This is a genomic window from Streptomyces sp. SAI-170 (assembly GCF_049739565.1).
Lineage (GTDB): Bacteria > Actinomycetota > Actinomycetes > Streptomycetales > Streptomycetaceae > Streptomyces.
This window is the reverse complement of record NZ_JBMGQD010000001.1, coordinates 4,987,856-5,012,315: the sequence shown is the minus strand read 5'-3', so window position 1 is coordinate 5,012,315 and position 24,460 is coordinate 4,987,856. Positions and strand designations below refer to the sequence as shown.

At 71.2% G+C, this 24,460-nt stretch carries 19 protein-coding genes, 1 tRNA gene and 1 riboswitch; of the genes, 4 read left to right on the top strand and 16 right to left on the bottom strand.

Going from position 1 to position 24,460, the window contains the following annotated elements:
• Positions 1-169 precede the first annotated feature (169 nt).
• Positions 170-252: transfer RNA gene (locus RKD23_RS22440), tRNA-Leu, on the bottom strand.
• A 401-nt stretch (positions 253-653) separates the two neighbouring features.
• Here RKD23_RS22440 and RKD23_RS22435 point away from each other — a divergent pair.
• Together RKD23_RS22435 and RKD23_RS22430 are read left to right on the top strand one after the other, a co-directional pair.
• Entirely contained in the window at positions 654-1,424 is a 771-nt protein-coding gene (locus tag RKD23_RS22435) for an ABC transporter ATP-binding protein (RefSeq protein WP_424855286.1), read from the top strand.
• Positions 1,424-3,952: an ABC transporter permease gene (locus RKD23_RS22430; RefSeq protein WP_424855285.1), complete on the top strand. Its 2,529-nt coding sequence runs from the start codon at positions 1,424-1,426 to the stop codon at positions 3,950-3,952. The genes RKD23_RS22435 and RKD23_RS22430 overlap by 1 nt, the downstream gene beginning before the upstream one ends.
• Before the next feature lie 54 nt (positions 3,953-4,006).
• Here the strand turns inward: RKD23_RS22430 and RKD23_RS22425 are convergent, their stop codons facing one another.
• The 15 genes from RKD23_RS22425 to RKD23_RS22355 all read right to left on the bottom strand — a co-directional run bounded on the left by RKD23_RS22425 (position 4,007) and on the right by RKD23_RS22355 (position 22,606).
• On the bottom strand, positions 4,007-5,293 hold the full coding sequence (locus tag RKD23_RS22425) for a class I SAM-dependent methyltransferase (protein WP_424855284.1): 1,287 nt from the start codon (positions 5,291-5,293) through the stop codon (positions 4,007-4,009).
• A 183-nt stretch (positions 5,294-5,476) separates the two neighbouring features.
• Positions 5,477-6,865 (bottom strand): NAD(P)/FAD-dependent oxidoreductase, encoded by a 1,389-nt coding sequence (locus RKD23_RS22420; RefSeq protein ID WP_424855283.1) that lies wholly within the window; start codon positions 6,863-6,865, stop codon positions 5,477-5,479.
• A gap of 496 nt (positions 6,866-7,361) precedes the next feature.
• Complete coding sequence (locus RKD23_RS22415) at positions 7,362-8,312, bottom strand: DUF2382 domain-containing protein (protein ID WP_424855282.1); 951 nt, start codon at positions 8,310-8,312, stop codon at positions 7,362-7,364.
• Positions 8,313-8,439: 127 nt separating this feature from the next.
• Entirely contained in the window at positions 8,440-9,381 is a 942-nt protein-coding gene (locus RKD23_RS22410; RefSeq protein ID WP_424855281.1) for an exopolyphosphatase, read from the bottom strand.
• On the bottom strand, positions 9,378-9,920 hold the full coding sequence (locus RKD23_RS22405) for a DUF501 domain-containing protein (protein WP_404042073.1): 543 nt from the start codon (positions 9,918-9,920) through the stop codon (positions 9,378-9,380). Before RKD23_RS22405 ends, RKD23_RS22410 begins: the two co-directional genes overlap by 4 nt.
• A 28-nt stretch (positions 9,921-9,948) precedes the next feature.
• Complete coding sequence (locus tag RKD23_RS22400; RefSeq protein ID WP_404042072.1) at positions 9,949-10,425, bottom strand: FtsB family cell division protein; 477 nt, start codon at positions 10,423-10,425, stop codon at positions 9,949-9,951.
• A 106-nt stretch (positions 10,426-10,531) separates the two neighbouring features.
• Positions 10,532-11,812, bottom strand: coding sequence for a phosphopyruvate hydratase (gene eno / locus RKD23_RS22395; RefSeq protein WP_424855280.1), 1,281 nt, complete (start codon positions 11,810-11,812; stop codon positions 10,532-10,534).
• Between the two features lie 303 nt (positions 11,813-12,115).
• Positions 12,116-12,811, bottom strand: coding sequence for a transglycosylase family protein (locus RKD23_RS22390; RefSeq protein ID WP_424855279.1), 696 nt, complete (start codon positions 12,809-12,811; stop codon positions 12,116-12,118).
• Positions 12,812-12,814: 3 nt separating this feature from the next.
• A riboswitch (cyclic di-AMP (ydaO/yuaA leader) is annotated at positions 12,815-12,993 on the bottom strand.
• Between the two features lie 184 nt (positions 12,994-13,177).
• Complete coding sequence (locus RKD23_RS22385) at positions 13,178-14,236, bottom strand: transglycosylase family protein (protein ID WP_424855278.1); 1,059 nt, start codon at positions 14,234-14,236, stop codon at positions 13,178-13,180.
• A 159-nt stretch (positions 14,237-14,395) separates the two neighbouring features.
• The gene (locus RKD23_RS22380; protein WP_424858309.1) at positions 14,396-15,646 is read right to left on the bottom strand and encodes a cytochrome P450 family protein; all 1,251 of its coding nucleotides are present in this window, start codon (positions 15,644-15,646) and stop codon (positions 14,396-14,398) included.
• A gap of 219 nt (positions 15,647-15,865) precedes the next feature.
• Positions 15,866-16,897, bottom strand: coding sequence for a nucleoside triphosphate pyrophosphohydrolase (locus tag RKD23_RS22375; protein ID WP_424855277.1), 1,032 nt, complete (start codon positions 16,895-16,897; stop codon positions 15,866-15,868).
• Positions 16,898-17,116: 219 nt separating this feature from the next.
• On the bottom strand, positions 17,117-17,764 hold the full coding sequence (locus tag RKD23_RS22370; RefSeq protein WP_424855276.1) for a SurA N-terminal domain-containing protein: 648 nt from the start codon (positions 17,762-17,764) through the stop codon (positions 17,117-17,119).
• A gap of 151 nt (positions 17,765-17,915) precedes the next feature.
• Positions 17,916-19,400, bottom strand: a complete 1,485-nt coding sequence (locus RKD23_RS22365) for a protein kinase domain-containing protein (RefSeq protein ID WP_424858308.1) — start codon at positions 19,398-19,400, stop codon at positions 17,916-17,918.
• Between the two features lie 38 nt (positions 19,401-19,438).
• The gene (locus RKD23_RS22360; RefSeq protein WP_424855275.1) at positions 19,439-20,104 is read right to left on the bottom strand and encodes a hypothetical protein; all 666 of its coding nucleotides are present in this window, start codon (positions 20,102-20,104) and stop codon (positions 19,439-19,441) included.
• Positions 20,105-20,308: 204 nt separating this feature from the next.
• Positions 20,309-22,606: an N-6 DNA methylase gene (locus RKD23_RS22355; RefSeq protein WP_424855274.1), complete on the bottom strand. Its 2,298-nt coding sequence runs from the start codon at positions 22,604-22,606 to the stop codon at positions 20,309-20,311.
• Positions 22,607-22,819: 213 nt separating this feature from the next.
• Here RKD23_RS22355 and RKD23_RS22350 point away from each other — a divergent pair, with 213 nt between their 5' ends.
• Positions 22,820-23,515: a hypothetical protein gene (locus RKD23_RS22350; RefSeq protein ID WP_424855273.1), complete on the top strand. Its 696-nt coding sequence runs from the start codon at positions 22,820-22,822 to the stop codon at positions 23,513-23,515.
• A 150-nt stretch (positions 23,516-23,665) separates the two neighbouring features.
• Entirely contained in the window at positions 23,666-24,433 is a 768-nt protein-coding gene (locus RKD23_RS22345; RefSeq protein WP_424855272.1) for a hypothetical protein, read from the top strand.
• Positions 24,434-24,460 lie beyond the last annotated feature (27 nt).

Genomic DNA, 24,460 nt, shown 5'->3' with positions numbered 1-24,460 from the left:
AACACGCTACGCGGCCTGGTGATTCCCTCGGTCGTCGGGACGTACTCATGACCAAGCCGGTACCCGCCCGGTACACATCCGGAACCGGCCGGAGACCGCCGCCCGGCCCCGTGGGCGGAGAAGAGTGTCGAACGAAGGTTCGTTCGCCGGGGCGGAGCGACGTCGGAGGTGCCCGGAACCGGACTCGAACCGGTACGCCCGCGAGGGGCAGCGAGGTTTAAGCTCGCCGTGTCTGCATTCCACCATCCGGGCAGGCCATGGGCTCCGCTTCGAGGTTCGAGCCTATCGGGAGACGTCACCCGAACAGCTGATCCACAGAGCCATGTTGTCTTATTTTATTGATGTCTGAGGGAGCATCAGACACCGGTACGGGTCATCCGCACTTGCCAATAGCGTTGCGTGCCGTAGCGCGCGGTGTATGCGGAATGACGGAATTTCACCGTCCCGCCCCGCATACCTCAAGAGGTCTGTACACCCCCTCCAGCAGGCCTCGAGTCAGGGTCGAGCGTCATCCCCAGGTATGACGGCGGGGCCGCCGGTCCGCCCGCAGGCTGCCCCCGGAACCGGAACAGCGGCTGACTACAAGGGCCTGCCCCGCCGGGACGATGAATCGAGTCCTTCGAACCGTCCCGTCCCGACAGGAGCGCCTTCCCGTGACCACCACTCCCCTCGCCGGCCGCGCCACAGCGGTGGCCGCACGCGCCACGGAGCTGTCGAAGATCTATGGACAGGGCGAGACCCAGGTGGTCGCCCTCGACCGGGTCTCCGTCGAGTTCCACCAGGCCGAGTTCACCGCGATCATGGGCCCGTCGGGCTCCGGCAAGTCCACGCTGATGCACTGTGTGGCCGGGCTCGACACCTTCTCCTCGGGCTCGGTGCGCATCGGCGACACCGAGCTGGGCGCCCTGAAGGACAAGCAGCTCACCAAGCTGCGCCGGGACAAGATCGGCTTCATCTTCCAGGCGTTCAACCTGCTGCCCACGCTGACCGCGCTGGAGAACATCACCCTGCCGATGGACATCGCGGGCCGCCGCCCGGACAAGCAGTGGCTGGACACCGTCATCGCGATGGTCGGTCTGTCCGGGCGGCTCGGGCACCGGCCCTCGCAGCTGTCCGGCGGCCAGCAGCAGCGCGTCGCGGTCGCCCGCGCGCTGGCCTCCCGGCCCGACATCGTCTTCGGCGACGAGCCCACCGGAAACCTCGACTCCCGCTCAGGCGCCGAGGTGCTGGGCTTCCTGCGCAACTCGGTGCGCGAGCTGGGGCAGACCGTCGTGATGGTCACCCATGACCCCGTCGCCGCCGCCTACGCGGACCGGGTGGTCTTCCTCGCCGACGGCCGGATCGTCGACGAGGTCTACGGGCCCAGCGCCGAGTCGGTGCTCGACCGGATGAAGCAGTTCGACGCGAAGGGCCGTACTTCCTGATGTTCCGCACCGCCCTGCGCACCGTACTCGCGCACAAGGCCCGGCTGTTGATGACCGTGCTCGCCGTGATGCTCGGCGTCGCGTTCGTCTCCGGGACGCTGGTGTTCACCAGTACCGTCTCCGACGCCTACCAGAAGAGCTTCGCCAAGGGCTTCGAGGGAGTCGACGTCGCCGTCGAGCCCGAGCACCGGGAGGCCGCCGGCGACCGCGTCGGCGAGACGCCCGAGCTGACCCGGGCACTGCTCGACAAGAGCGCGAAGGTCCCCGGCGCCGCCTCCGTGACGGGCGTGGTGACCGGCTACACCGCCCTCGCCGACAAGGACGGCGACCTGATCGGCAACGGCTTCCAGTCCCAGGGGGGCAACTACTGGGGCACGAAGGACCCGCGCTACCCCCTGACCGACGGGCGCGCCCCGCACGGCGAGGGCGAGGTGCTGCTCGACGCGAAGACGGCCGAGCGCGCCGGATACCGGGTCGGCGACACCGTACGGCTGTCCGTCGACGGGCCCGTGCTGACCCCGAAGGTCACCGGCATCTTCACCACCGACGACGGCAATGTCGCGGCCGGCGGCAGCCTCGCCCTGTTCGACACGGCCAGCGCGCAGAAGCTGTTCGGCAAGCCCGGCACCTTCGACCAGATCGACGTCGAGGCCGCCGCGGGCACCTCCCAGGAGCAGCTGAAGGCCGCCCTCGACAAGGCGCTGCCCAAGAACCTCGTGGAGACCACGACCGGGCAGCAACTGGCCGACGACCAGGCCGAGATGATCTCCTCCCAGATGAGCGGCCTGAAGCAGGGCCTGCTGGTGTTCGCCGGGATCGCCCTGTTCGTCGGTACGTTCATCATCGCCAACACCTTCACCATGCTGGTGGCCCAGCGCACCAAGGAGCTGGCGCTGCTGCGCGCGGTCGGCGCCTCGCGCCGGCAGGTGACGCGGTCGGTGCTGATCGAGGCGTTCGTGGTGGGCACGGTCGCCGGAGTCACCGGTCTGCTCGCCGGTGTCGGCGTCGGGGCGGGGCTCAGGGGGCTGATGGGCACACTCGGCGCGACCGTCCCCGACGGCCCGCTGGTGATCGCGCCCGGCACGGTCGCCACCGCACTCGTGGTGGGCGTCGTGGTCACCATGCTGGCCGCGTGGCTGCCCGGCCGCCGGGCCGCGAAGATCCCGCCGGTGGCGGCGATGAGCAGCGTGCACGCCAAGGCGACCACCAAGTCGCTGGTGCTGCGCAACACGCTCGGCGCGCTGTTCTCCGCGGCCGGTGTGGCGGTCGTCCTCGCGGCGACCACGATGAGCGGCTCCGACGGCCAGGCCCCGATGGGTCTCGGCGCGGTCCTGCTGATCATCGGCGTGTTCGTGCTGACCCCGCTGCTGTCGCGCCCCCTGATCGCGGCCGCCGCCCCGGTGCTGCGCGTGTTCGGTGTCTCGGGCAAGCTGGCCCGGCAGAACGCGGTGCGCAATCCGCGCCGTACGGCCGCCACGGCGTCGGCGCTGATGATCGGTCTGACGCTGATCACCGGGATGACGGTGATGGCGGGCAGCCTGCAGCGGTCCATCGACAAGATGGCCTCGGACTCGCTGAAGGCGGACTACGTCGTCTCGATGACCAACGGCAACACCCTGTCGCCGGACGTCGAGCAGAAGGTGAAGCGGGTCGAGGGCGTCACCGCCACCAGCCCGATGCGCAACGCGCCCTCCCGCATCGACGGCGAGACGGAGTACCTGACCGGCGTCGACGGCCCCGTCATCGGCCGGCTCACCGACCTCGTCCTGGACGACGGCGCCTTCACGGTGTCCGGCTCGAAAGCCGTCGTCGACGACGCGACGGCGAAGGCGCACGGCTGGAAGGCCGGTTCGGCCTTCACCGTGGCCTACGAGGACGGCGCGAAGCAGCGGATGACCGTCGCCGGCGTCTACCAGGGCAACGACATGCTCAGCGGCATCCTGCTGGACAACGCCGTGCTCGCCCCGCACCAGGACGAGCCGGGCGACATGAACGTCCTGGTGAAGACCGCGGGCGGCGCCTCGGACGCGGCCAAGGACCGGCTGGAGAAGGCCCTCGGGGACAACCCGGCGATCGCCGTCCAGGACAAGAAGGACATCTCCAACGAGATCGCGCAGATGTTCACGCTGATGCTGAACATGCTCTACGGCCTGCTCGCCATGGCCGTGATCGTGGCGGTCCTCGGCGTCATCAACACCCTGGCCATGTCCGTGTTCGAGCGCTCGCAGGAGATCGGCATGCTCCGCGCGGTCGGCCTGGACCGCCGGGACGTCAAGCGCATGGTCCGCCTGGAGTCCCTGGTGATCTCCCTGTTCGGCGGTGTCCTCGGCATCGGACTCGGCGTGTTCTTCGGCTGGGCGGCCGGTGAGCTCCTCGGCACGAGCATGGCGACGTACGAACTGGTCCTGCCCTGGGGCCGGATGGGCCTGTTCCTGCTGCTGGCCGCCGGGGTCGGCACGCTGGCCGCGCTGTGGCCGGCCCGGCGCGCGGCCCGGCTGGACATGCTGACGGCGATCAAGTCGCAGTAGCCGTGACGACGACGGGGCCCCGCTCTCCCTGGAGAGCGGGGCCCTTTCGCACGGTCAGTTCCAGGTACGTGCCCGCAGCGGCGTCCCGGAGTCGCCCGACTCGGGGGTGCGTACGGCGAGCACCTGATTGACGCCGATGCGGTTGTGCTCGAAGGCTAGCGCGGAGGCGGCCATGTAGAGCCGCCAGACGCGGGCCCGGCCGGCTCCGGCGAGCCGGACGGCCTGCTCCCAGCCGGCCTCCAGATTGGCGACCCAGCGGCGCAGCGTGAGGGCGTAGTGCTCGCGGATCGCCTCCACGTCCCGCACCTCGAAGCCGGCCCGCTCCAGCTGGGTGACGGTGGTGCCGATGGGCTGGAGCTCGCCGTCGGGGAAGACGTAGGCGTCGATGAAGGCGTCGACGCTGTAGGAGTCCTCGTCGCTCTGCGGGCGGCGGGCGATCTGGTGGTTGAGGAGCCGCCCGCCGGGCTTGAGCAGGGCGTACAGGGTGCGGGTGTACTCCAGGTACCGCTCGGCGCCGACGTGCTCGGCCATGCCGACGGAGGAGATCGCGTCGAAGGGGCCGTCGGTGACGTCGCGGTAGTCCTGCACCCGGATCTCGACCCGGTCGGTGAGGCCCTCCTCGGCGACGCGCTTGCGGGCGTAGGCGGCCTGTTCCTGGGAGAGGGTGACACCGAGGACGCTCACGCCGTGCTCGCGGGCCGCGTGGATCGCCATCGAGCCCCAGCCGCAGCCGACGTCCAGCAGGCGCTGACCGGGCCTCAGGGCGAGCTTGCGGCAGATGAGTTCGAGCTTGTCGCGCTGGGCGTCCTCCAGGGTGCCGCCGTCCTCCCAATAGGCGCAGGAGTACACCATGGACGGGCCCAGGACGAGTTCGTAGAAGTCGTTGCCGACGTCGTAGTGGTGGCTGATGGCGCGCCGGTCGGTGCGGCGGGTGTGCAGATGGCCGGGGCGGCGCACCTCCTCGGGCGGCGGCGCGGGCGGCAGCGGCAGCCCGGCGAGCCGGACCAGGCCGACCGCGGCGGCCCGTACGCCGGGATCGCGCAGCGCCTCCAGGGTGGTGCGGGCGTCGTCGTCGCGCTCCCAGATCAGACCCGACATCAGGTCGAGGGCGGTGTAGAAGTCGCCCTCGACGTCCAGGTCTCCGGCCACCCAGGCGCGGGCCATGCCCAGTTCGCCGGGCTTGAACAGCAGCCGCCGCAGGGCCCGGCGGTTGCGCACGATCAGCACCGGCGCGTCCGGGGGGCCGGCCTGCGAACCGTCCCAGGCCCGGATGCGGACCGGGAGCGGAACTCCCAGCACCTGTTCGAGAAGGCTCTTCAGCCGCGGCGCGACCTCGGCCATGACACACACCTCCGTGAGATGCGATCCCGGATGACTGACACCACGTAAACACCTGTGCCCCGGGCCCGCAGTCCCCCACGCGTGTCACGTCTGGGCAAATCCTCCGGCAGGGCCCGGGAACGCCGAAGGACCTCCCGCACCACGGATGGCGGGAGGTCCTTCGGCGTTGCTACGACCGTGCGGTCAGGAGGCCTTGGCCTTCTCCTCGGTCTTGGCGGCGGCGGCGGTCGGAGCCGGGGCCGGCTTGGCGGCCTCGTAGAACTCCTCGCGCGGCGTCTCCAGGGCGCCGAGGGCGACGACCTCGCGCTTGAGGAACATGCCGAGCGTCCAGTCCGCGAAGACGCGGATCTTGCGGTTGAAGGTCGGCATGGCCAGACCGTGGTAGCCGCGGTGCATGTACCAGGCGAGACGGCCCTTGAGCTTGATCTTGAACTTGCCCATGACGATCATCGCGACGCCCTTGTGCAGGCCGAGACCCGCGACCGCGCCCTTGTTGGCGTGGCTGTACTCCTTCTGCGGGAAGCCCCGCATGCCGGAGATCACGTTGTCGCCGAGGACCTTGGCCTGGCGCAGCGCGTGCTGGGCGTTCGGCGGGCACCAGGCGTTCTCGTTGCCCGCCTTGCGGCCGACGACGTCGGGGACCTGGGCGTTGTCGCCCGCGGTCCAGATGTAGTCGGTGCCCTTGACCTGGAGGGTGGGCTCGGCGTCGACGTGGCCGCGGGGGCCGAGCGGCAGGCCGAAGCGGGCCAGGGCCGGGTTCGGCTTGACGCCGGCGGTCCACACGATCGTGTTGGAGTCGACCTCGAGCCCGTTCTTCAGCACCACGTGGCCGTCGACGCAGGAGTCCATCGAGGTGGAGAGGTAGATCTCCACGCCGCGGCTCTCCAGGTGCTCCTTGCCGTACTGGCCGAGCTTGGGGCCGACCTCGGGAAGGATCTTGTCGGCGGCGTCGACGAGGATGAAGCGCATGTCCTCACGGGACACGTTCTTGTAGTACTTGGCCGCGTCGCGGGCCATGTCCTCGACCTCACCGATGGTCTCCGCACCGGCGAAGCCGCCGCCGATGAAGACGAAGGTGAGCGCCTTGCGGCGGATCTCCTCGTCGTTGGTGGAGTCGGCCTTGTCGAGCTGCTCGAGGACGTGGTTGCGCAGGCCGATGGCCTCCTCGATGCCCTTCATGCCGATGCCCTGCTCGGCGAGGCCGGGGATCGGGAAGGTGCGGGAGACCGCGCCGAGGGCGATCACCAGGTAGTCGAAGGGCAGCTCGTACGCCTCGCCGACCAGCGGGGCGATCGTGGCGACCTTGCGGTCCTGGTCGATGGTGGTGACCCGGCCGGTGAGGACCTCCGCCTTGGGCAGCACGCGTCGCAGCGGGACGACGACGTGGCGCGGGGAGATGCTGCCGGCGGCGGTTTCGGGGAGGAAGGGCTGGTAGGTCATGTACGACCGGGGGTCGACGACCGTGACGGTCGCCTCGCCGTAGCGCATCTTCTTGAGAATGCGCCGAGCTGCGTACAGGCCTACGTACCCACCGCCTACTACGAGGATCCTGGGACGCTCCGTGGTGCTCATGCCATCGAGTATCCACCCGCCTCGGGGGGGTCGCTCGTGCGCCCCTTCACAAGCTTCCACAGGGGCCGTGTTACACTCCGCGGCCCACGTGATCCAGGCCACGCTGCGGATCGGGAACCGCGTGGTGGCCTGGACCGTTGTCCATACCGCGTGAGCTGCCTCTCCAGGCCTCGGAAACCGTCGTGAGGCCCCTGCGGATCCCATGGGTACCCCTCTCGAGGAAGACGCCCCGTCTCGCATTCGAAGGCCCTGAGGGCCCCCGGAACGGCCTATCTGAGGCCCTTCAGCCCCCTCCGGGACCGAAATCCTTGTGAAGAACTTCACGAAGTTTTCCGACGTGGCGTCACCGGAGGGCGCCCGAAGGGCCTCCCGTGGCGCTCAAACGGGGCCCTGACCTGCTCAACAGAGGCGCGGAGGGGGCTCGACGCGGGCTCGGTGGAGCGCCGCCGGTGCCTCGGCGGCGCTCGTCGATTCCGGGGTGGATCCGGGCTGCCGGCTACCTGCCGGGGCCGGGCTTGTCGGAGCCGTAGCCCGGCTTGCCGGGGCCTGGCTTGCCGGAGCCGTAGCCCCGCTTGCCGGTGTCGTCGACCGTCTCGGCGTCGCTCTCGATGCGCTCCTTGCGCACCCGCCCGCGTACGGTCTCCTCCTCGGTGTGCTCCTCCGTGGTCAGGCGGACGCGCTCCATCGGCACGACCTCGGTGTCCACGACCGGCCGCTCCTCGTGGAGCACGACCTCGTGCTCCGCCTCGCTGATCTCCGGCCCGGACAGTGCGGCGTCGCGGTTGGCCTCGGTGATCGGCTCCCGTTCGACGCGTACTTCCTCGTGCCGCAGCGGAACGGTGTGCTCCTCCTCCTCGGTGACGATGTACTTGCGCAGCCGGACCCGGCCTGCCTCACGGCGCTCGACGCCCACGTGCATCCGTTCCTCGGACCGCGTCATGGCGTTGTCGTCGTAGTCCGCACGCGCACCGGCCGCCGCGCCGGTGCCCGTACCCGTGCCCGCCGCCATGCCCGCGGCGCCTGCCGTGCCTGCCGTGCCTGCGGCACCAGCGGCACCCGCGGCACCTCCGGCGCCTCCGTGCGCCCAGCCGCTCTCGCCGGGCTCGTTGGCGCGGGCCCAGGACTCGTCCCAGCTCATGCCGTAGTACTCGTAGAGCTGGTGCTCCTCGGTCGCCGACAGATGGCCGCCGGAGTCGACGTCCACATGCGGGGCGTCCTTGACCTTGCCCTTGGAGTACGGCACCTCGATGTGGTCGTCCACCAGCGAGGCGTCGCGGATGGGCACGAAGGACTCGCTGGTGCCGAACAGGCCGGTCTTCACCGACGCCCACTCGGGGCGCCCGGTGGCGTCGTCGAGGAAGACGTGCTTGGCCTCACCGATTTTCTTGCCGCCCTCGTCGAGGACCGGATGGTCCAGGACCGCGGAAATCTGCTCTTTGGTGATCATGCTCGTTCACCCTTCTTCCGGCGATTCCCTTGGCGGGTTGACGCCACAAAAGGGGTGAAACTGCCCATGAGCAACAAAGAGCACATTCTTTCCGTAAGTGCTATCGCCGCACTTCAGTGCTCTCCCGTCACGCCACGGACCAGGCGATGCCGTCCAGGATGTCGTGCTCGCTGACCACGACCTCCTCCGCGCCGATCCGTTCCATGATCGACAGCAGCACCAGCGCGCCCGCCGCGATGACGTCGACCCGGCCCGGATGCATGGCCCCGATCGCCGCCCGCTCGGCGTGCGTGGAGCGCAGCAGCCACTCGGTGATCTCACGCACCTTGTCGCGGGAGATCCGGGAGTGGTGGATGGCCGCCGAGTCGTACTCCGGCAGCTCCTGCGCGATCGCGGACACGGTCGTCACCGAGCCGGCCAGGCCCACCAGCGTGTGCGCCTCGCGCAGCGGTACGGTCCGCTCGGCGAGGTCGAGCGCGGCCTCGATGTCCGCCCTTATGGCGGCGACCTGCTCCTCGGTGGGCGGGTCGGTGACCTTACCGTCGTGCACCAGATGCCGCTCGGTCATGCGGACACAGCCGATGTCGACGGACCGGGCGGCCCGGACGTGGTCGTCGCCGACGACGAACTCCGTGGAGCCGCCGCCGATGTCCACGACCAGGTACGGCCTGGTGAGGTCGTCGCGGCCCGTGAGCTCCTTCGTGGCCCCGGTGAAGGAGAACTCCGCCTCCTGGTCGCCGGTGATGACCTCGGGCTCGACGCCCAGGATGTCCATGACCCCGCGCACGAACTCGTCGCGGTTCTCGGCGTCCCGGGAGGCGGAGGTCGCCACGAACCGCAGCCGCTCGGCGCCGTGCTCCTTGATGACGGCCGCGTACTCGCGGCACGCGGCGAAGGTCCGCTCCAGCGCCTCGGGGGCCAGCCGCCCGGTGCGGTCGACGCCCTGGCCGAGCCGCACGATCGTCATACGGCGGTCCAGCTCGACGAGTTCACCGGTGGCCGGGTCGCAGTCGGCGACCAGCAGGCGGATGGAGTTCGTACCGCAGTCGACGGCGGCGACCCGGGTCACCGGCCCTCCCCCTCTTCGCTCTTCTCGGGCAGGGTCACGCACGCGCCCTTGCTCCACCACTCCGGAAGCATCGCGAGAGCCTCGTCGCCGAGCGGGTTCACACCCGGGCCCGCGGCCAGCGAGTGGGCGACCAGGACGTGCAGGCACTTGACCCGGTCCGGCATGCCGCCGGCGCTCGGGAAGTTCTTCAGCTCCTCGATCTCGTCGCGGCGCCGGATGTAGTCCTCGTGCGCGGCACGGTAGGCCGCGGCCAGCTCCGGGTCGGACTGAAGGCGCTCGGTCATCTCCTTCATCAGGCCGCTGGCCTCCAGCGTGCCGATGGCCGAGTTGGCCTTGGGGCACGTCAGGTAGTACAGCGTCGGGAAGGGCGTGCCGTCGGGCAGCCGGGGGGCCGTCTCGACGACGTCCGGCTGGCCGCAGGGGCACCGGTGCGCGATGGCGCGCAGCCCGCGCGGCGGCCGCCCGAGCTGCTGCTTGAAGGCCTCGACGTCCGCGTCGGTGGGCTCGGTGCGGGGTGTGGTCGGCGGGGGCGTTTCCATCTGGCCTGAGGTGTCTCTCTGCTATCTGTCACTGGTCGGAGGCGTCGGCCTTGTCGACGCCGTCCCAGACGTTGGAGTACCAGGGGCGGTCGGCCGCCCCCTGGTCGGTGCGGGACTGCTCGGCGGCGTCCGGGTCGACGACGATGTAGCCGGTCTCCCCGGGCATCACATAGTGCAGCCGCTCGCGGATGCGCTGCTCGGCGAACGCGTCGTCCTGCCACCGCGCCTTGAGGTCGCGCAGCTGCTCGACGCGCTCCCGCGCCTGCCGCTGCTGCCGCTCCATGTCGGCGATCTCGGCGCGCTGGGCGACGTACTGCCGCATCGGATAGGCGAGGGCGACGATCAGCGAGCAGACCACCAGGGCGAGCAGTGCGGCCCGGCCGGTGAGCCGGGAGCGGCGCGCCTGGCGGCGGGTCTGGGAGCGGTAGACACGGGCCGCGGTCTGCTCGCCGAGCAGTCGCAGTCTGGTCGCGGTGGAGAACCGGTCCCGGTCCTTCACGGCCATGTTGCCCGCCTCCCGATCACGCGCGTACGTCCCCGCACACGGTACGGGACCGAGTACGGGGACGTACGTACGACGCTGCCTGTCAGGCCGCCTTACGGGGTGACGGTCAGCCCTTGAAGCGCGGGAAGGCGCTGCGGCCGGCGTACACCGCGGCGTCGTCGAGGATCTCCTCGATGCGCAGCAGCTGGTTGTACTTGGCGACGCGCTCGGAGCGGGCCGGGGCGCCGGTCTTGATCTGGCCGCAGTTGGTGGCGACGGCCAGGTCGGCGATGGTGACGTCCTCGGTCTCGCCGGAGCGGTGGGACATCATGCACTTGAAGCCGTTGCGCTGGGCCAGCTCGACGGCGTCCAGGGTCTCGGTGAGCGAGCCGATCTGGTTCACCTTCACCAGCAGGGCGTTGGCGGCGCCCTCCTCGATGCCGCGGGCGAGGCGCTCGGGGTTGGTGACGAACAGGTCGTCGCCGACGAGCTGGACCTTGTCACCGAGACGCTCGGTGATGGTCTTCCAGCCGTCCCAGTCGTCCTCGAACAGCGGGTCCTCGATGGACACGAGCGGGTACGCGTCGACGAGCTCCGCGTAGTACTCGGTCATCTCGGCGGCGGAGCGCTCCTTGCCCTCGAAGGTGTAGACGCCGTCCTTGTAGAACTCGGACGCGGCCACGTCGAGGGCGAGGGCGATCTGCTCGCCGGGGGTGTAGCCGGCCTCCTTGATGGCCTCGAGGATGAGGTCGAGGGCCTCACGGTTGGAGCCCAGGTTCGGGGCGAAGCCGCCCTCGTCGCCGAGGCCGGTGGCCAGGCCCTTGTTCTTCAGGACCTTCTTCAGCGTGTGGTAGACCTCGGCGCCCCAGCGCAGGGCCTCGGAGAAGGACTCCGCGCCGATCGGGGCGATCATGAACTCCTGGATGTCCACGTTGGAGTCGGCGTGCGAGCCGCCGTTCAGGATGTTCATCATCGGAACGGGCAGCAGGTGCGCGTTCGGGCCGCCCAGGTAGCGGAACAGCGGCAGGTCGCTGGCCTCGGAGGCGGCGTGGGCGACGGCGAGGGAGACGCCGAGGATGGCGTTGGCGCCGAGCGAGCCCTTGTTGTCGGTGGCGTCCAGGTCGAACATGGCCTGGTCGATCAGGCGCTGCTCGGTGGCGTCGTAGCCGACCAGCTCCGGGCCGATCTGCTCGATGACCGCGAGGACGGCCTTCTCGACGCCCTTGCCGAGGTAGCGGTTCGAGTCGCCGTCGCGGAGCTCGATGGCCTCGAAGGCGCCCGTGGAGGCGCCGGACGGGACGGCGGCACGACCCGTGCTGCCGTCGTCGAGGCCGACCTCGACCTCGACCGTGGGGTTGCCTCGGGAGTCCAGGATTTCCCGGGCTACGACGACGTCGATGGACGGCACGAGCATCTCCTTCGTGGATGTGACGCTTTTGAGCAGAACCGTGGTGGCTCTGCGAGACGAGCCTAACCGCCTCCGGGGGATCGGCCAGCCGATCGCCCACCCCGTGGACGGAAACCGATCGTAAATTGTTTCCGAACGGAACAAACGGGCGGCGGTGAGCTCGTCCGTGCACAGCCGCGCGCTTCATCGCCGTACGGGCCCGCCCCGGGCACGACCCCTGGGCATGACCCCTGGGCATGACCCCGCCCCGGTGCGTACGGGGGAACACGCACCGGGGCGGGGAGCCGGCGGGGGAAGCGCTGCCTACTTGAGGTGCAGCTGCTGGCCCGGGTAGATGAAGTCGGCGTCGTCGATGATGTCCTTGTTCAGCTGGAACAGCTTCTGCCAGCCGCCCTTGACGTGGTGCTTCTCGGCGATCGAGCTGAGGGTGTCGCCCTTGACGACCTTGTACTCGCCGTCGCCCTTCTCGACCTTCTTGCCGGTCGGGGTGGTGACGGTCTTCTTGGCGGCCGGGCGCTCCTGCGAGCGGGAGGCGCTCTGCTGCTCGGTCTCGCGGGCGGGGGCCGGGGCGGGGGTGCTCTCCTGCGCGGCGGTGCTGCCGGAGTCCGCGGAGCCGCCGTTGTACGGGGTGCTGGACAGGCCCACGCCGCAGACCGGCCAGGCGCCCTTGCCCTGGCCCGCGAGGACCTTCTCGGCGATCTCGATCTGCTGGGACTTGCTGGCCTGGTCGGCCGTGGCGGCGTACTGCGTGCCGCCGTACGCGGCCCAGGTGGAGGCGGAGAACTGCAGACCGCCGTAGTAGCCGTTGCCGGTGTTGATGGACCAGTTGCCGCCGGACTCGCACTGGGCGACGGCGTCCCACTCGGAGGCGGTGGCGGCGGAGGCGTTGCCGGCCGCCATCAGCGGGGCGGCGACGGCGGCGCCGGTCACACCGGCGATGGCGATGGCGCGAGTGGCCTTGGACGGACGACGGTGCTTGCCCTTGCCGGAAAACAGCATGGAGGATCCCCTCACCGACGCCTGCGAGGTGAGCTGTCGGGTTCGGGCCGGTTGAGTTGCCCGGCCGCGGCTCTCACGAGCTGCGGCTTCACCCCAAGCCGGTTCCGGTGTCGAGTTTCCTCAACTGCCGGACCCGGCGCCTACCTTGGGTCCCCCGCTCCTGCCTACGGCGCTTGACGCGACGACTGTTCCCGGGCTGCCACTGGCAGGATTCGGCGTTTGTGGCGGCCGGGGCTCGTGTTGGCGAGCGGTCATGACCGTAGACAGGCGATCGGCGGATTTTCAAAGACGATCAGGGCTTCTGAGACTCATCCCACAGTTTCGCCAAACCGGACATTTAGCGGCGAACCGTGACGTGAACTCCCGCTACTTTTCGACCGGTTCGACCCCTACCGCGAGCGTCTGACCGGGCAGGATGAGGTCCGGGTCGGTGCCGACCGTCTGCCGGTTCTCGGCATACAGCTCCGACCATCCGCCCTGGAGGCCAAGGGAGTCGGCGATGCCCCACAGGCTGTCGCCGGCCCGCACGGTGTACTCGCCGTCGGCGGCGTCCCGCACGACCGCACCGCTGCGCGAGGCGTGACGCCCCGTGGAGTCGCCCGTACGACCGTCCGCCACGCCCTCCTCGACGCCCTCGTCGGCGCTGTCGCCGCGGTGGCGGCCGGTGGCGGTCTCGTCCGAAGAGGTACCACTCTGGCCTGACTTGTCCGAGTCGTCCTGCGCCTCGCCCGTGGCAGAACTGTCGGGCCCCTGTGAAGTGGCGTCGGAGCCTTCGCTCGGGTCGGCATCCGAATCGGGCGAACGATCCGTCTTGGTCGTATTGTCCTGGTCGTCCTGGGTGGTCCGGTCGCTCGCGTCGCTGTCGGCGCTCTCGCCATCGGCCTCGGTCGACGAGCCGTCAGACGACGAGGCCGACTCGGACGGAGAGGGGAGCAGACGGGAGGAGTCGGACGAACCAGACGTGTCGGACGACTGGGGGGTGTCGATCAGGCCGCCCAGGCCCGAGGAGGCGTCGTCGGAGACCCCGGTGTCGACGTCGGCCGGCGCGGAGTCCTCACCGAGGCCCGAGAGCGGGCCGCAGGTCGGCCATGCCGTGACGCCCTGGTCCGCGAGGACGCGCTCGGCGACGGCTATCTGCTGCTGGCGGCTGGCCTGCTCGGGGCTCGGGGCGTAGTCCAGGCCGCCGTAGGTCTCCCAGTCGGTCTGGGTCAGCCTCAGGCCGCCGAAGTGGCCGTAGCCGTCGTTCGCGCTCCAGGCACCGCCCGTCTCGCACTCCGCGACCCGGTCCCAGGTGGTGCCGTCCGCCGCGCTCGCGCCCGAGGCGCCGAGCAGCGGGATCGCGATGGCGGAGCCGGTCACTCCGGCCGCGACGAGGAGAGCCGGAGCCTGGCGGGGGCGACGGTGACGACCGTTCCCGGAGAGCATGCGGAAGCCTTTCGTGCGACAGCAGTGATCGACGCGGCGTGTGATGCGGGGCGCCGCGCTGATGGGTGAACGTATCGACAGACGATCACTTGTCACAAGTTAATGCCGCACAGATCACGTGAAGATCACAGACTTGAGGGTGTGTCACGTTTGTCTGTGTCAGCTTCCTGTGCTGGGCCCGGCACTGGGGGTGAACTCCACCGGCAGCGTGCGCAGGCCCCGCATGATGAGGCCGCCACGCCAGCGCAACTCGGCCGGATCCGCGGCCAGTCGCAGGTCCGGCAGCCGGGTGAGCAGTGTGGCCAGCGCGGTCTGCCCCTCCAGCCGGGCCAACGGGGCGCCCAGGCAGTAGTGGATGCCGTGCCCGTACCCCAGATGCTGGTTGTCGCGGCGGGCGAGGTCGAGGGTGTCCGGGTCCTCGAACCGCGCCGGGTCCCGGTCCGCCGCGGCCAGCACCACCAGCACGGGGTCGCCGGCCGCGATGTCCTGCCCGCCGATGGTCAGCGGCCCGGTGGCGAACCGCCAGGTCGCCAGCTCCACCGGCCCGTCGAAACGCAGCAGTTCCTCCACCCCGGTCGCGAGGAGGCCGGTCTCCTTCGCGGCGAGCGAGCGCTGGAGACGCTCACGCTGCTCGGGGTGGTTGAGCAGGGCGAACGTGCCGTTGCCGATGAGGTTCACGGTCGTCTCGAACCCGGCGAACAGCAGGATGAACGCCATCGCCGCCGCCTCGTTCTCGGTGAGGTGCTCACCGTGGTCCGAGGCGCGGATGAGGCCCGAGATGAGGTCCTCGCCCGGCGCGGGCTCCGCGGGCAGCGCCTCTCGCTTGCGGTGGATGAGCTCGGCGAGATAGCCGCGCATCTTCTTGACCGACCGCGCGACCCCGCCCCGCGGGCCGCCGCCGTGCCGGATCATCATGCCCGCCCAGTCCCGGAAGTCGTCCTGGTCCTCGCGCGGGACGCCCAGCATGTCGCAGATGGCGTAGATGGGCAGCGGGAAGGCGAACTCATGGATGAGGTCCGCCGAGCCCTTCGCCGCGAACTGGTCGATGAGGTGGTCGGTCAACTCCTGCACCCGCGGCGCGAACTCGGCCACCCTGCGCGGTGTGAACGCCTTGCTCACCAGCCGCCGGAGCCTGGTGTGGTCCGGCGGGTCGATGTTCAGCAGATGCGTCATCAACTCCGCCTTGCGCTCACCGGGAATCCCCGTCTTCCCCTTCGCGTGCGCCGGCTCGTCGTGATGCTCCGGGTTCTTCGACAACCGCGCGTCCGCCAGCGCCTGCTTGGCATCGGCATAACGCGTGACCAGCCACGCCTCCACCCCACTCGGCAACCGCGTCTTCCGCACCGGCGCGTGCTCCCTGAGCCAGGCGTAGGCGGGGTACGGGTCTGTGGCGAACTCCCAGGTGAACAGCTCGGGGGGTGCGGGGTGTGAAGGGGGGTGAGGGGTGGGGGTGGAGTCGGGGTCGGGGGTGGAGTCGGGGCTGGAGTGGGAGTGGTTGGTCACCGGTTGACGGTAACGGGTTGGGGAGGGGGCTTGAGGAGGGTGAGGGGGGTGGCTGGGGGTGTGGTGTGTGCTGTGGCTCGGGGCCGGGGCAGCCCGGTGTCCGGCCCCGGCCGGTCCCGCCTCGGGTCAGTGCTGGGTACCCGCGTCTCCCCCGGCCGTCTCCGTCTCGCGTATCGCGTCCCGGTAGGCGCGGGCCGCTGCTCTGAGGGCCGCTTCCGGATCCACGCCCTCGGATTCGGCGCGGACGGCCAGGGCGAGGAGTTCGTAGCCGATGGCGTCGGTGTGGGGCAGGGGGACGTCCAGGCCTGCCGTGCGGGCTCGGGAGGCGAGCTTGGAGGCGAGGGCGAGGCCCGGCTGGTGCAGGGGGATGCCCTCGGTCACGGAGGAGCGGCGCTTCTCCTCGGCCTTGGTGCGCAGCCAGTGCGCCTTGACCTCCTCGGGCGTGGTGGCGGTCTCGTCCCCGAAGACGTGCGGATGGCGGTGGATGAGCTTGGCGACGATGCCGCCGGCCACGTCGTCGATCGAGAACGGTGAGTCGGGGTGCTCCTCGGCGATCCGCGCGTGGAAGACGACCTGGAGCAGGACGTCCCCCAGCTCCTCCCGCAGCTCGTCGCGGTCGCCCTCCTCGATGGCCTCGACGAGCTCGTACGCCTCCTCGATGCCGTACTTCGCCAGGCCCTCGTGGGTCTGCCGCGACGACCACGGGCACTCCGCGCGGATGCGGTCCATGACCTGCACCAGATCGAGGAGCCGGGCGCCCGGCAGGTCGTAGGAGGCGGGAAGCAGCTCCAGCTCCGGCATCCGTACCCGGCCGGAGCCGGCGAGGCGGGCCAGGCCGTCCGTCAGGGCCGGCTCACCCTCCCCCGTCGCCACGACCACCACCGTGTGTCCGCCCGCGCAGGCGTCCACCAGCTCCTCGGCCGTCGGGGAGGCCTCGGCCACGGTTATCCCCGCCTCCCGCAGATACGGCAGCTGCGGGTGGGCGCCGTCCGCGCACAGGACACGGTCGGCGGTGCGCAGCGCCTGCCATGCGGGCCAGGACAGCAGGCCGGGGGCGACCCGGTGGCTGGTGGTGAGCAGGACGATGCGGCCGGGGGTGTCGTGGGGCTCCGGGTGTGCCTGGGGCTCCGGGGCGGGTTCGAAGCTGGTTGCGTTCACGATCCGAACGTAACGCAAGCCGCGGACGGACCGACGAGAGTTGTCCACAGGCCGGATCCGATCATCGGATTTATTCACCTGCCGACGACTGACCTCGCGAGATCGTCCCGCCACCCGACCACCCGGCCACCCGGCCACCCGACCACCCGACCACCCGACCACCCGACCACCCGGCCACCCGGCCACCCGGCCGCCCGGCCATCCGCCGTACCGTTACGCCTACGCCGGTCGCTCCTCCGCCGCCGTCGTGACGTCCCGTACCCACGGTGCCTTGGTGTCCACCCGGCCGACCTTCTCCGCGTCCCAGGTGCCGTAGCGCGGGTTGAGGTCGACGCCGAGTTCCTTGGACGCCTCGGACAGGGCCTTCCAGAAGGCGGGCTGGCTGGTGTCGGTGCCGAGTGACTCGGCGAGCTTCTGGGCCTCCAGCTGGAGGTGCAGGTTCTCGTCGAGGCGCTCCGGTGCGACCGAGTACTGCTGCAGCCAGGCCGTCTGGAGCGCCTTGGCGCCGCCCGCCTGCTGTTCCAGGCCGGCGCGCATCTGCTGGACCTCGCGGCGGCTGACGGTGACGCCCGCATCCTGGGCGGCACGGTGCAAGACCCGGTCGAGGACCATGCCGTGCAGGGTGTCGCGGGTGAGGGTGCCGGTCTTGGCGATGGCCTGGCTGTACTGGGCCTCGTCCGTCACCGCGGCGCGCTGGGCGTCGCGGACCTCCTCGACGCGGTTCTCCAGCTGGGAGACGGTGATCCGCTGCCCGCCGACGACGGCCGCCGCACCGGGGTGCGCATCGTTTCCGCAGGCGGTGAGCAGGGGGCCCGCGGCGGCGATCGCGGCGGTGAGGACGAGCGCGGTGCGACGGCGGCGGTGCAAGGAAACCTCCCGAGGAGATTGTGCGACGGTGCACAAAGTCTTGCGGTGATCGATGTTAGGCAGCGGCGCAGCTCTGGCCAACCCATTCGACCAACGATTCACCAGGACTTCGGGCACCGCCGCGCGGTCCGCTCCTGCGGTGCGGGGCGCCTCAGCCCCGCACCTGCCCCAGCCACTGCAAGGTCCGCCGGATGTCGGCCACCAGCGGATGGGCCGGTCCCCGCAGGCGTTCGACGTCGTGGAGGAGGCGTATCAGGGTGTCGTGGGCGGCCGCCCGGTCGCCCAGGGCGAGCAGCATGTGGCCGATGCGGCGGCGCACGTCGTGCGCGAGCTCGGGGTCCCCGGAGACGTACTGGTTCTCGTAGTACGGCAGCAGTTCCCGGTACGCGGCGAGTGCGGCCGCCGGTTCGCCGAGCTGCTCCAGGCACTGGGCGGCGTCGTAGCGGTAGCGCAGCGACTGCGGGTCGGCCTGGCCGGCCTCGGCGGCGCGTTCGTCGGCGAGGCGGCGCAGTTCGGGCAGCGCGCGCCGGTACTGGCCGTCGTCCAGGAGTGTGGCCGCGTACTGCTTGCGCAGGGTGCGTACGACCGGCGAGTGCTCGCCGTGCTGCTCGGCGGCGGCCGGGAGGATCGCGCCGAGGATGTCGACGGCCTGGGTGATGCGGCCCTCGCCGAGCAGCCGCTTGACCTCGTCGACGGCGCCGGCGACGTCCGGCTTCTCGTCGGCCGGCGCCACCGGGGCGGGATTGGGCGCGGGCGTACGCGCGCGGTCCGGCCACGGGGCGTGCGGGCGCAGGAAGGGGCGCGTGGGGTCGAGGGGCGCCCCCGTGGGCGTGCCGCGCCCCGGCAGGAGCGGCGACAGTTCCTCGTACACCACCTGCGCGGAGCCCGGCCGGTGCTGGGGGTCCTTGGCGAGCAGGCGCAGGACGAGATCCTCGAGGGCCTGGGGGACCTCCGGGCGCAGACGGCGCACCGGCAGCGGGGGTTCGTACAGGTGCCGGTGCAGCACACCGAGCGCGGTGGAACCCGCGAAGGGGACGTTCCCGCTGAGCAGTTCGTGCAGGAGCACGCCGAGCGCGTACAGGTCCGTGTACGGCCCGACAGCGCCGCCCATGGCCTGCTCCGGCGCCATGTAGGCGGGCGAGCCGATGGGCGAGCCGGTGTGCGTCAGCCGCGTGGTGTCGGTGTCCATGACGGACGCGACACCGAGGTCGAGGACGGTGACCGTGCCGTCCTGCTTCACCATCACATTGCGCGGCTTGAGGTCGCGGTGCACGATCGGCACGGCGTGCACGGCGCTCAGCACGGCGCACAACTGCGCCGCGACCGCCACCGCCCACTGCCACGGGTACGGATCGTGCTCCGCGAGGTGGTCGGAGAGGTCCGCCCCGTCGACGTACTGCATGACGAGGAACAGCTCCTCGCCCTCGCTGCCCGCGTCGTGCACAGTGACGAGCCCCGGGTGGTCGACCTGCGCGGTCACCCGGCACTCGCGCACGAACCGGCGGCGCAGTTCCTCGGCCTCCTGCCCGGCCACCTTGTCGGGGCGCAGCAGCTTCACCGCCACACGCCGGTCGAGTCTCTGGTCGTACGCCGTCCACACCTGGCCCATGCCGCCCTGGCCGATGAGCGTGGCCAGTTGGTAGCGGCCGGCGACGACACGCCCCGCCGTCACGCTCACCGTCCGCCCTCGTGCCGGCCGTCCTGGCCGTCCTGGTTGCGCAGATAGTGGCTGAGTTCGTCGAGTTCGGCGCGCACCTGGTCGATACGGGCCGGCTCGGGGCGCTGCGGCGCCGGGGCGGAGCCCTGCGCGGGCGGCTGCGGTATCCGGTCGTGCGGCGGCTGCGGGACCGGCGTGTGGGCGCCGGGCCCGAACAGCGGGGCGCCCTGCGTGCCGAGCGTGTTCGTGTACGGCGACACCGGCGGCGTCGGCTGCACCGGAGGCGTCGGCTGCGGGTAGCCGTAGGGCGCCTGGAAGGCGGCGGGAATCGGCGGCGGGGCCTGACCGGCGAACGCGCGCCGCTGTCCGCCGAGGGCTATGTCCACGGTCAGGAAGTAGGCGGCGCTCAGGGCGCCCAGGAGCATGACCCCGCCCAGGGCGACATCGCCGCGCGTGTCCGACTCCGGGACCGAACCGACCACCGCGAGCGCCGTGACGGACAGCGGCAGACTCACCCAGGCCGCCGTCCAGTCGTACCACCGGCCGCGCAGGTACGCGACGCGGAAGAGCGGAAGACAGGCGAGCAGTCCGCACGACAGCAGGCCGGCGGCAGCGAACAGTACGCGCAGGGTGATGACAGTTGCCGAACCTCGGGAAGGCGGCACCGTGCCGTGGCCGTACATGACTGCTCCTGGACCGGGAGGGATTGACTTCGACGTAGGGGTCGAGCGTATAGGCCGACACCGACAACCGGTCCGGGGTTGTACCGAACCGTTGTCGTCCTGATCACGTCGTACGGCGACGGGGCGCACCCGGCCCGCCCGGTTACGCCCCCGCACGCCCCTGCCCGCCCCCGCACGCCCTGTCGGTCCCGGCACGCGCGTCGCTCAGTCCGGCGTCACCGTGCCGTCCGTCAGCCCGTCGTACATCCCGCGCACCAGCTGCTCCCCGAGCCGGCTCGCACGCCTGAGCGCCCGCTCGAACTCGTCGAGTGCGCGGAAACGCGCGCCGTAGCGCCGCTGTTCGTCGAGCGCGAGCCGGGGCAGTTGCAGGCGTCGTACGTCGAGGCGGGTGGCGGTGGAGGCGAAGCTGCTGGCCTGGCGGTTGTTGGCGGTGCCGCGCAGGAAGCCGGCCAGGAACCAGGGGTCGAGCGCCGTCGGGTCGGGGCGCAGCAGGACGAGGTTGCGCCCCAGGGCGGCGCCCCCCGTCGCCTCGTCGATGACGCGCGCCACGGCGCCGCCCCCGAGCACCGGCACGACGACGTCGCCGGGCTCCGTCAGCACGGCCTCCTCGTCGCTCTCGGGCAGCGTGCCGGAGGGAGCGGTGCCGGACAGCACGTCGTGGTCGGTGAGCACGGGCACACGCGCGTGGCCGCCGTTTCCGCCGGTGCGCATCACCAGGGCGCCCCCGCGCGCGAGTTCGCCGACAGTGGTCAGCGGCCAGCGCGCGGGCTGGGCGGCACCGCCCGGAGCGGGGGCGAGGTCGGCCGTCAGACGCAGGGTCTCGCCGAGGCGCTCGCGTACGGCGGTGAGCTGTTCCGCGCCGTCGGCCGCAGCCGGGGGCGGGAGGTGGCGGGCGGGGGCGAGGTCGACGTCGTCGTCGAGGAGTTCGATGACGGGCACCGCCCGGGCCACGCCCGGCTGCTCCTCGACCGTGCCCGCGCGGTCGAAGGCGCGCCAGGCGTCGAGCACGGCCTCCTGCACGGCACGCCAGTCGGGCCCGCCGCGCCCCTCGCCGGCGAACTGCCCGGCGTCCGCGAGCAGTACCTCCGGCTGTCCGGGCACCTGCCCGGGCCGGCGCAGCACCCACAGGTGCAGCGGGATGTTGTACGGCGGCGCGGCGCCGATCGGCAGCGCGACGACCGCGCGCAGCGCCCCGCGGCGCAGCAGGTCGGCCCGGATACGGCGGCCGGAACGGCGGGAGGCCGCGGCGGGCGGCATGAGCAGCACGGCCGTGCCGCCGTCCCGCAGCCGGGCGAGTGCGTGCTGGACCCACGCCAGCTCGGACTCGTTGCGGGCGGGGAAGCCGTACTCCCAGCGGGCGTCGTAGGCGAGTTCGTCGTGGCCCCAGTTGCGCTCGTTGAACGGCGGGTGGCACAGGACGGCGTCGGCGCGCAGGCCGGGGTGGCCGTCGGCGCGCAGGGTGTCACCCGTCGCGCTGTGCACGGCGGCACGGGTGTTCAGGGCGAGCCGGAACGCCGTGAGCGCGGCCAGCTCGGGTGCGCTGTCCTGGGCGTACAGCTCCTGCTCGGGGCGGGAGTCGACGGCACGCAGCAGGGCGCCGGTGCCGCAGGCCGGGTCCAGGACGGTACGGGCGGGCCCGGCGAGCTCGGCCATGAGGTGAGCGAGTTCGGCGGGCGTGAGGGTGTACTGCCGCGGGTTGGCGTCGAGGTGCCGGCCGAGCAGGAACTCGAAGGTCTGCCGGGCACCGAGCTCGGCCGCGAGTTCGGCCGCGCCGCGCAGGAGCGGGGTGGAGGGGAGGATCTCCGGGCCGGTGGGGATGTGAACGGCGCCGACGGTGTTCCTGGCCCGGCGGCGGTTCACGGCCGTGGGTCGGCTGGCGGCGGGTGTGCCGTGAACAGACGCTCCGGCGCCCTGCACGGTCGGAGTGTTCACAGAGCTCCCCGCGGCGCCCGAGCCGGCGTTCACAGCAGCTTGCCCGGAGGCGGAGTTCACAGCGCCCTGGCCTGATGCGGGGTTCACAGCGCCTCGCCCGGACACCGAGTTCACAGGGCCCTCCCCGGCCGGACCGTTCACAACACCCCCCGCACCCTCCCCGCCGTCCCCCCCGAAGCGCGTCACGATCACCTGCCGCAGCGCCTCCGGCAGCATCGCGGCCAGCCGTTCGTCGGAGCCGGCGCTCACCTCCAGCCACACCGTCGGCCGGTCGTGGATGAGCAGCAGCACGCACCCGGCGTGGGCGAGTGCCGCGACCGGTCCCTCGGGGTGTCCGGCGAGCTGCTGCCAGACGCGTTCCCGCAGGGGTACCTCGGCGAGTTTGCCCTGGCGGCGCAGCCATGCCTCCACCTCGGAGAGTGCGAAGGAGGGGCTGGTCTCGGTGCCGCCGACGGGCTTGGGGAAGTCGGCGTGCCGACGGCGCCAGTTGCTCACGGCGGCGCGGCCGACGCCGGCGAGCCGTGCGATTCCGGCGGCCGTCACCTCTGTCGCGTTGTCCTGCACTGGCATCCGCTCCCCTCGTCCCCTGTGTGGCGTCGAGCATACCGACGTACGCAAGATCTAACGATTCACGAGCACAGCGCGAGATTCAGGAGTTCACGGCCGTGTACTAGCTCGACACTGTGAACCGTGTTGACTCGGTTCACAGCACATGCTCTTATTGACCCAGCGAACGAGCGGCTGCCAGTCCGAGGCAGTCACATCGCAGGGGAGGGAACAGCCATGGGCATGAAGGGCAAGGTCGCGCTGGGTGCCGTCGTGGGCGTCGTCGTCATCGCCGCGGTCTCGGCGAACGCCGGCGACAACAGCGACAGCGGAACCTCGGGTGGCGGCAAGGGCTCTTCCGCGGCCGCGGACCGCAAGCCGGGCGGCGACACCAAGGACACGGGCAAGGCAGCCGACAAGGACACCGACAAGGCCGCCTCCATCGACGGCAGCGGTGACTACCAGGTCGGCAGCGACATCAAGCCCGGCACCTATCGCAGCACCGGCAACACCGACGGCATGTGCTACTGGGAGCGCGCCAAGGACGCCTCCGGCGAGCTCGACTCCCTGCTGGCGAACGACAACGTCACCGGCACCGGCTATGTCACCGTCAAGGCCACGGACAAGCTGTTCACGTCCAGCGACTGTGCCGACTGGGAGGCCGTCGACCCGAACGCCAAGGGCGGCGCCCCGAAGACCGAGATGGCCGGCGACGGCGGCATGTTCAAGGTCGGTGTCGACATCGCCCCGGGCACGTACAAGTCGACGGGGAACACCGACGACATGTGCTACTGGGAGCGCACCAAGGACGCCGACCACTCCATCGACTCGATCCTCGCGAACAACAACGTCTCCGGCACCGCGGTCGTGACCATCAGCGCCTCGGACGCCTACTTCAAGACGTCGGGCTGCAAGGACTGGAAGAAGGCCTGACCGAGCCCCTCGTGCGGGGCGTGGCGCGACCGCGCAACGCCCCGCCGGCCCCGCACCACGGCATCACGGCATCACGGCACCACCGCAGCACCGCACCCCCTCCACCCCCCGCACCCCCACCACACCGCATCACCACCCCGAGGAACTGCCATGCGCATCAACACTGTTGCCGCCCTCTGCATCGCCGCCACCACGGCCGTCGTCTTCACCGGCTGCGCCGACAACGGCAACGCCAAGAGCACCGGCGGAGCCGCCGGCTCGACCCCGTCCAGGGCCGAGGAGCCGTTCCCCGGTCTGAGCGGTGGCGAGATCCTGGACCAGGCCTTCGAGGCGACCATGGGTGCCCGGTCGGTACGGGTGAAGGGCGACATCCAGGACGACACGAGCGGCGGCCCGCTGCGGATCGACATCGCCCTGGACACCAAGGGCGACTGCGTCGGCACGCTGAGCGCGGACGGCGGCAAGACGGACGTGATCAGGGTCGGCGACGCCGTCTACATGCGCTACGACGAGGCATTCCTGCGCGCCCAGATGGAGGGCGAGCCCCAGGAGGACTCCGACGCGGCGGTGGACATGCTCGCCGGGAAGTGGACCACGGCGGGGAAGGACGCCGAGGCCGCCGAGATCGCCGACCTGTGCGACCTCGACACGCTGCTCGGCGACGACACCGAGGGCGCCTCGGCCGCCACCCGCGGCCGGACCACCACCGTCGACGGCACCCCGGCGCTGGCCCTCAAGGAGAAGGACGGCAAGGACACGTACACGGCGTACGTCGCCACCCAGGGCAAGCCGTACGTCCTGCGCCTGGACAGCGACGCAGCCGGCGACAGCGGCAGCCTCGTCCTCAGCGACTACGACAAGCCCGTCGCGGCGAAGAAGCCGGCCGGCGAGATCCTGGACCTCGACGACCTCGGCTGAGGCACAAGCCCAAGCCCCAAGCCCCCA

Coding starts and splice junctions, on each gene's coding strand:
- RKD23_RS22415 (WP_424855282.1), bottom strand. CDS start 8,312: ATGATCACCAAAGAGCAGATTTCCGCGGTCCTGGACCATCCGGTCCTC.
- RKD23_RS22350 (WP_424855273.1), top strand. CDS start 22,820: ATGGGCATGAAGGGCAAGGTCGCGCTGGGTGCCGTCGTGGGCGTCGTC.
- RKD23_RS22355 (WP_424855274.1), bottom strand. CDS start 22,606: ATGCCAGTGCAGGACAACGCGACAGAGGTGACGGCCGCCGGAATCGCA.
- RKD23_RS22425 (WP_424855284.1), bottom strand. CDS start 5,293: ATGGCCGAGGTCGCGCCGCGGCTGAAGAGCCTTCTCGAACAGGTGCTG.
- RKD23_RS22390 (WP_424855279.1), bottom strand. CDS start 12,811: ATGCTGTTTTCCGGCAAGGGCAAGCACCGTCGTCCGTCCAAGGCCACT.
- RKD23_RS22405 (WP_404042073.1), bottom strand. CDS start 9,920: ATGGAAACGCCCCCGCCGACCACACCCCGCACCGAGCCCACCGACGCG.
- RKD23_RS22400 (WP_404042072.1), bottom strand. CDS start 10,425: ATGGCCGTGAAGGACCGGGACCGGTTCTCCACCGCGACCAGACTGCGA.
- RKD23_RS22430 (WP_424855285.1), top strand. CDS start 1,424: ATGTTCCGCACCGCCCTGCGCACCGTACTCGCGCACAAGGCCCGGCTG.
- RKD23_RS22360 (WP_424855275.1), bottom strand. CDS start 20,104: ATGTACGGCCACGGCACGGTGCCGCCTTCCCGAGGTTCGGCAACTGTC.
- RKD23_RS22385 (WP_424855278.1), bottom strand. CDS start 14,236: ATGCTCTCCGGGAACGGTCGTCACCGTCGCCCCCGCCAGGCTCCGGCT.
- RKD23_RS22345 (WP_424855272.1), top strand. CDS start 23,666: ATGCGCATCAACACTGTTGCCGCCCTCTGCATCGCCGCCACCACGGCC.
- RKD23_RS22420 (WP_424855283.1), bottom strand. CDS start 6,865: ATGAGCACCACGGAGCGTCCCAGGATCCTCGTAGTAGGCGGTGGGTAC.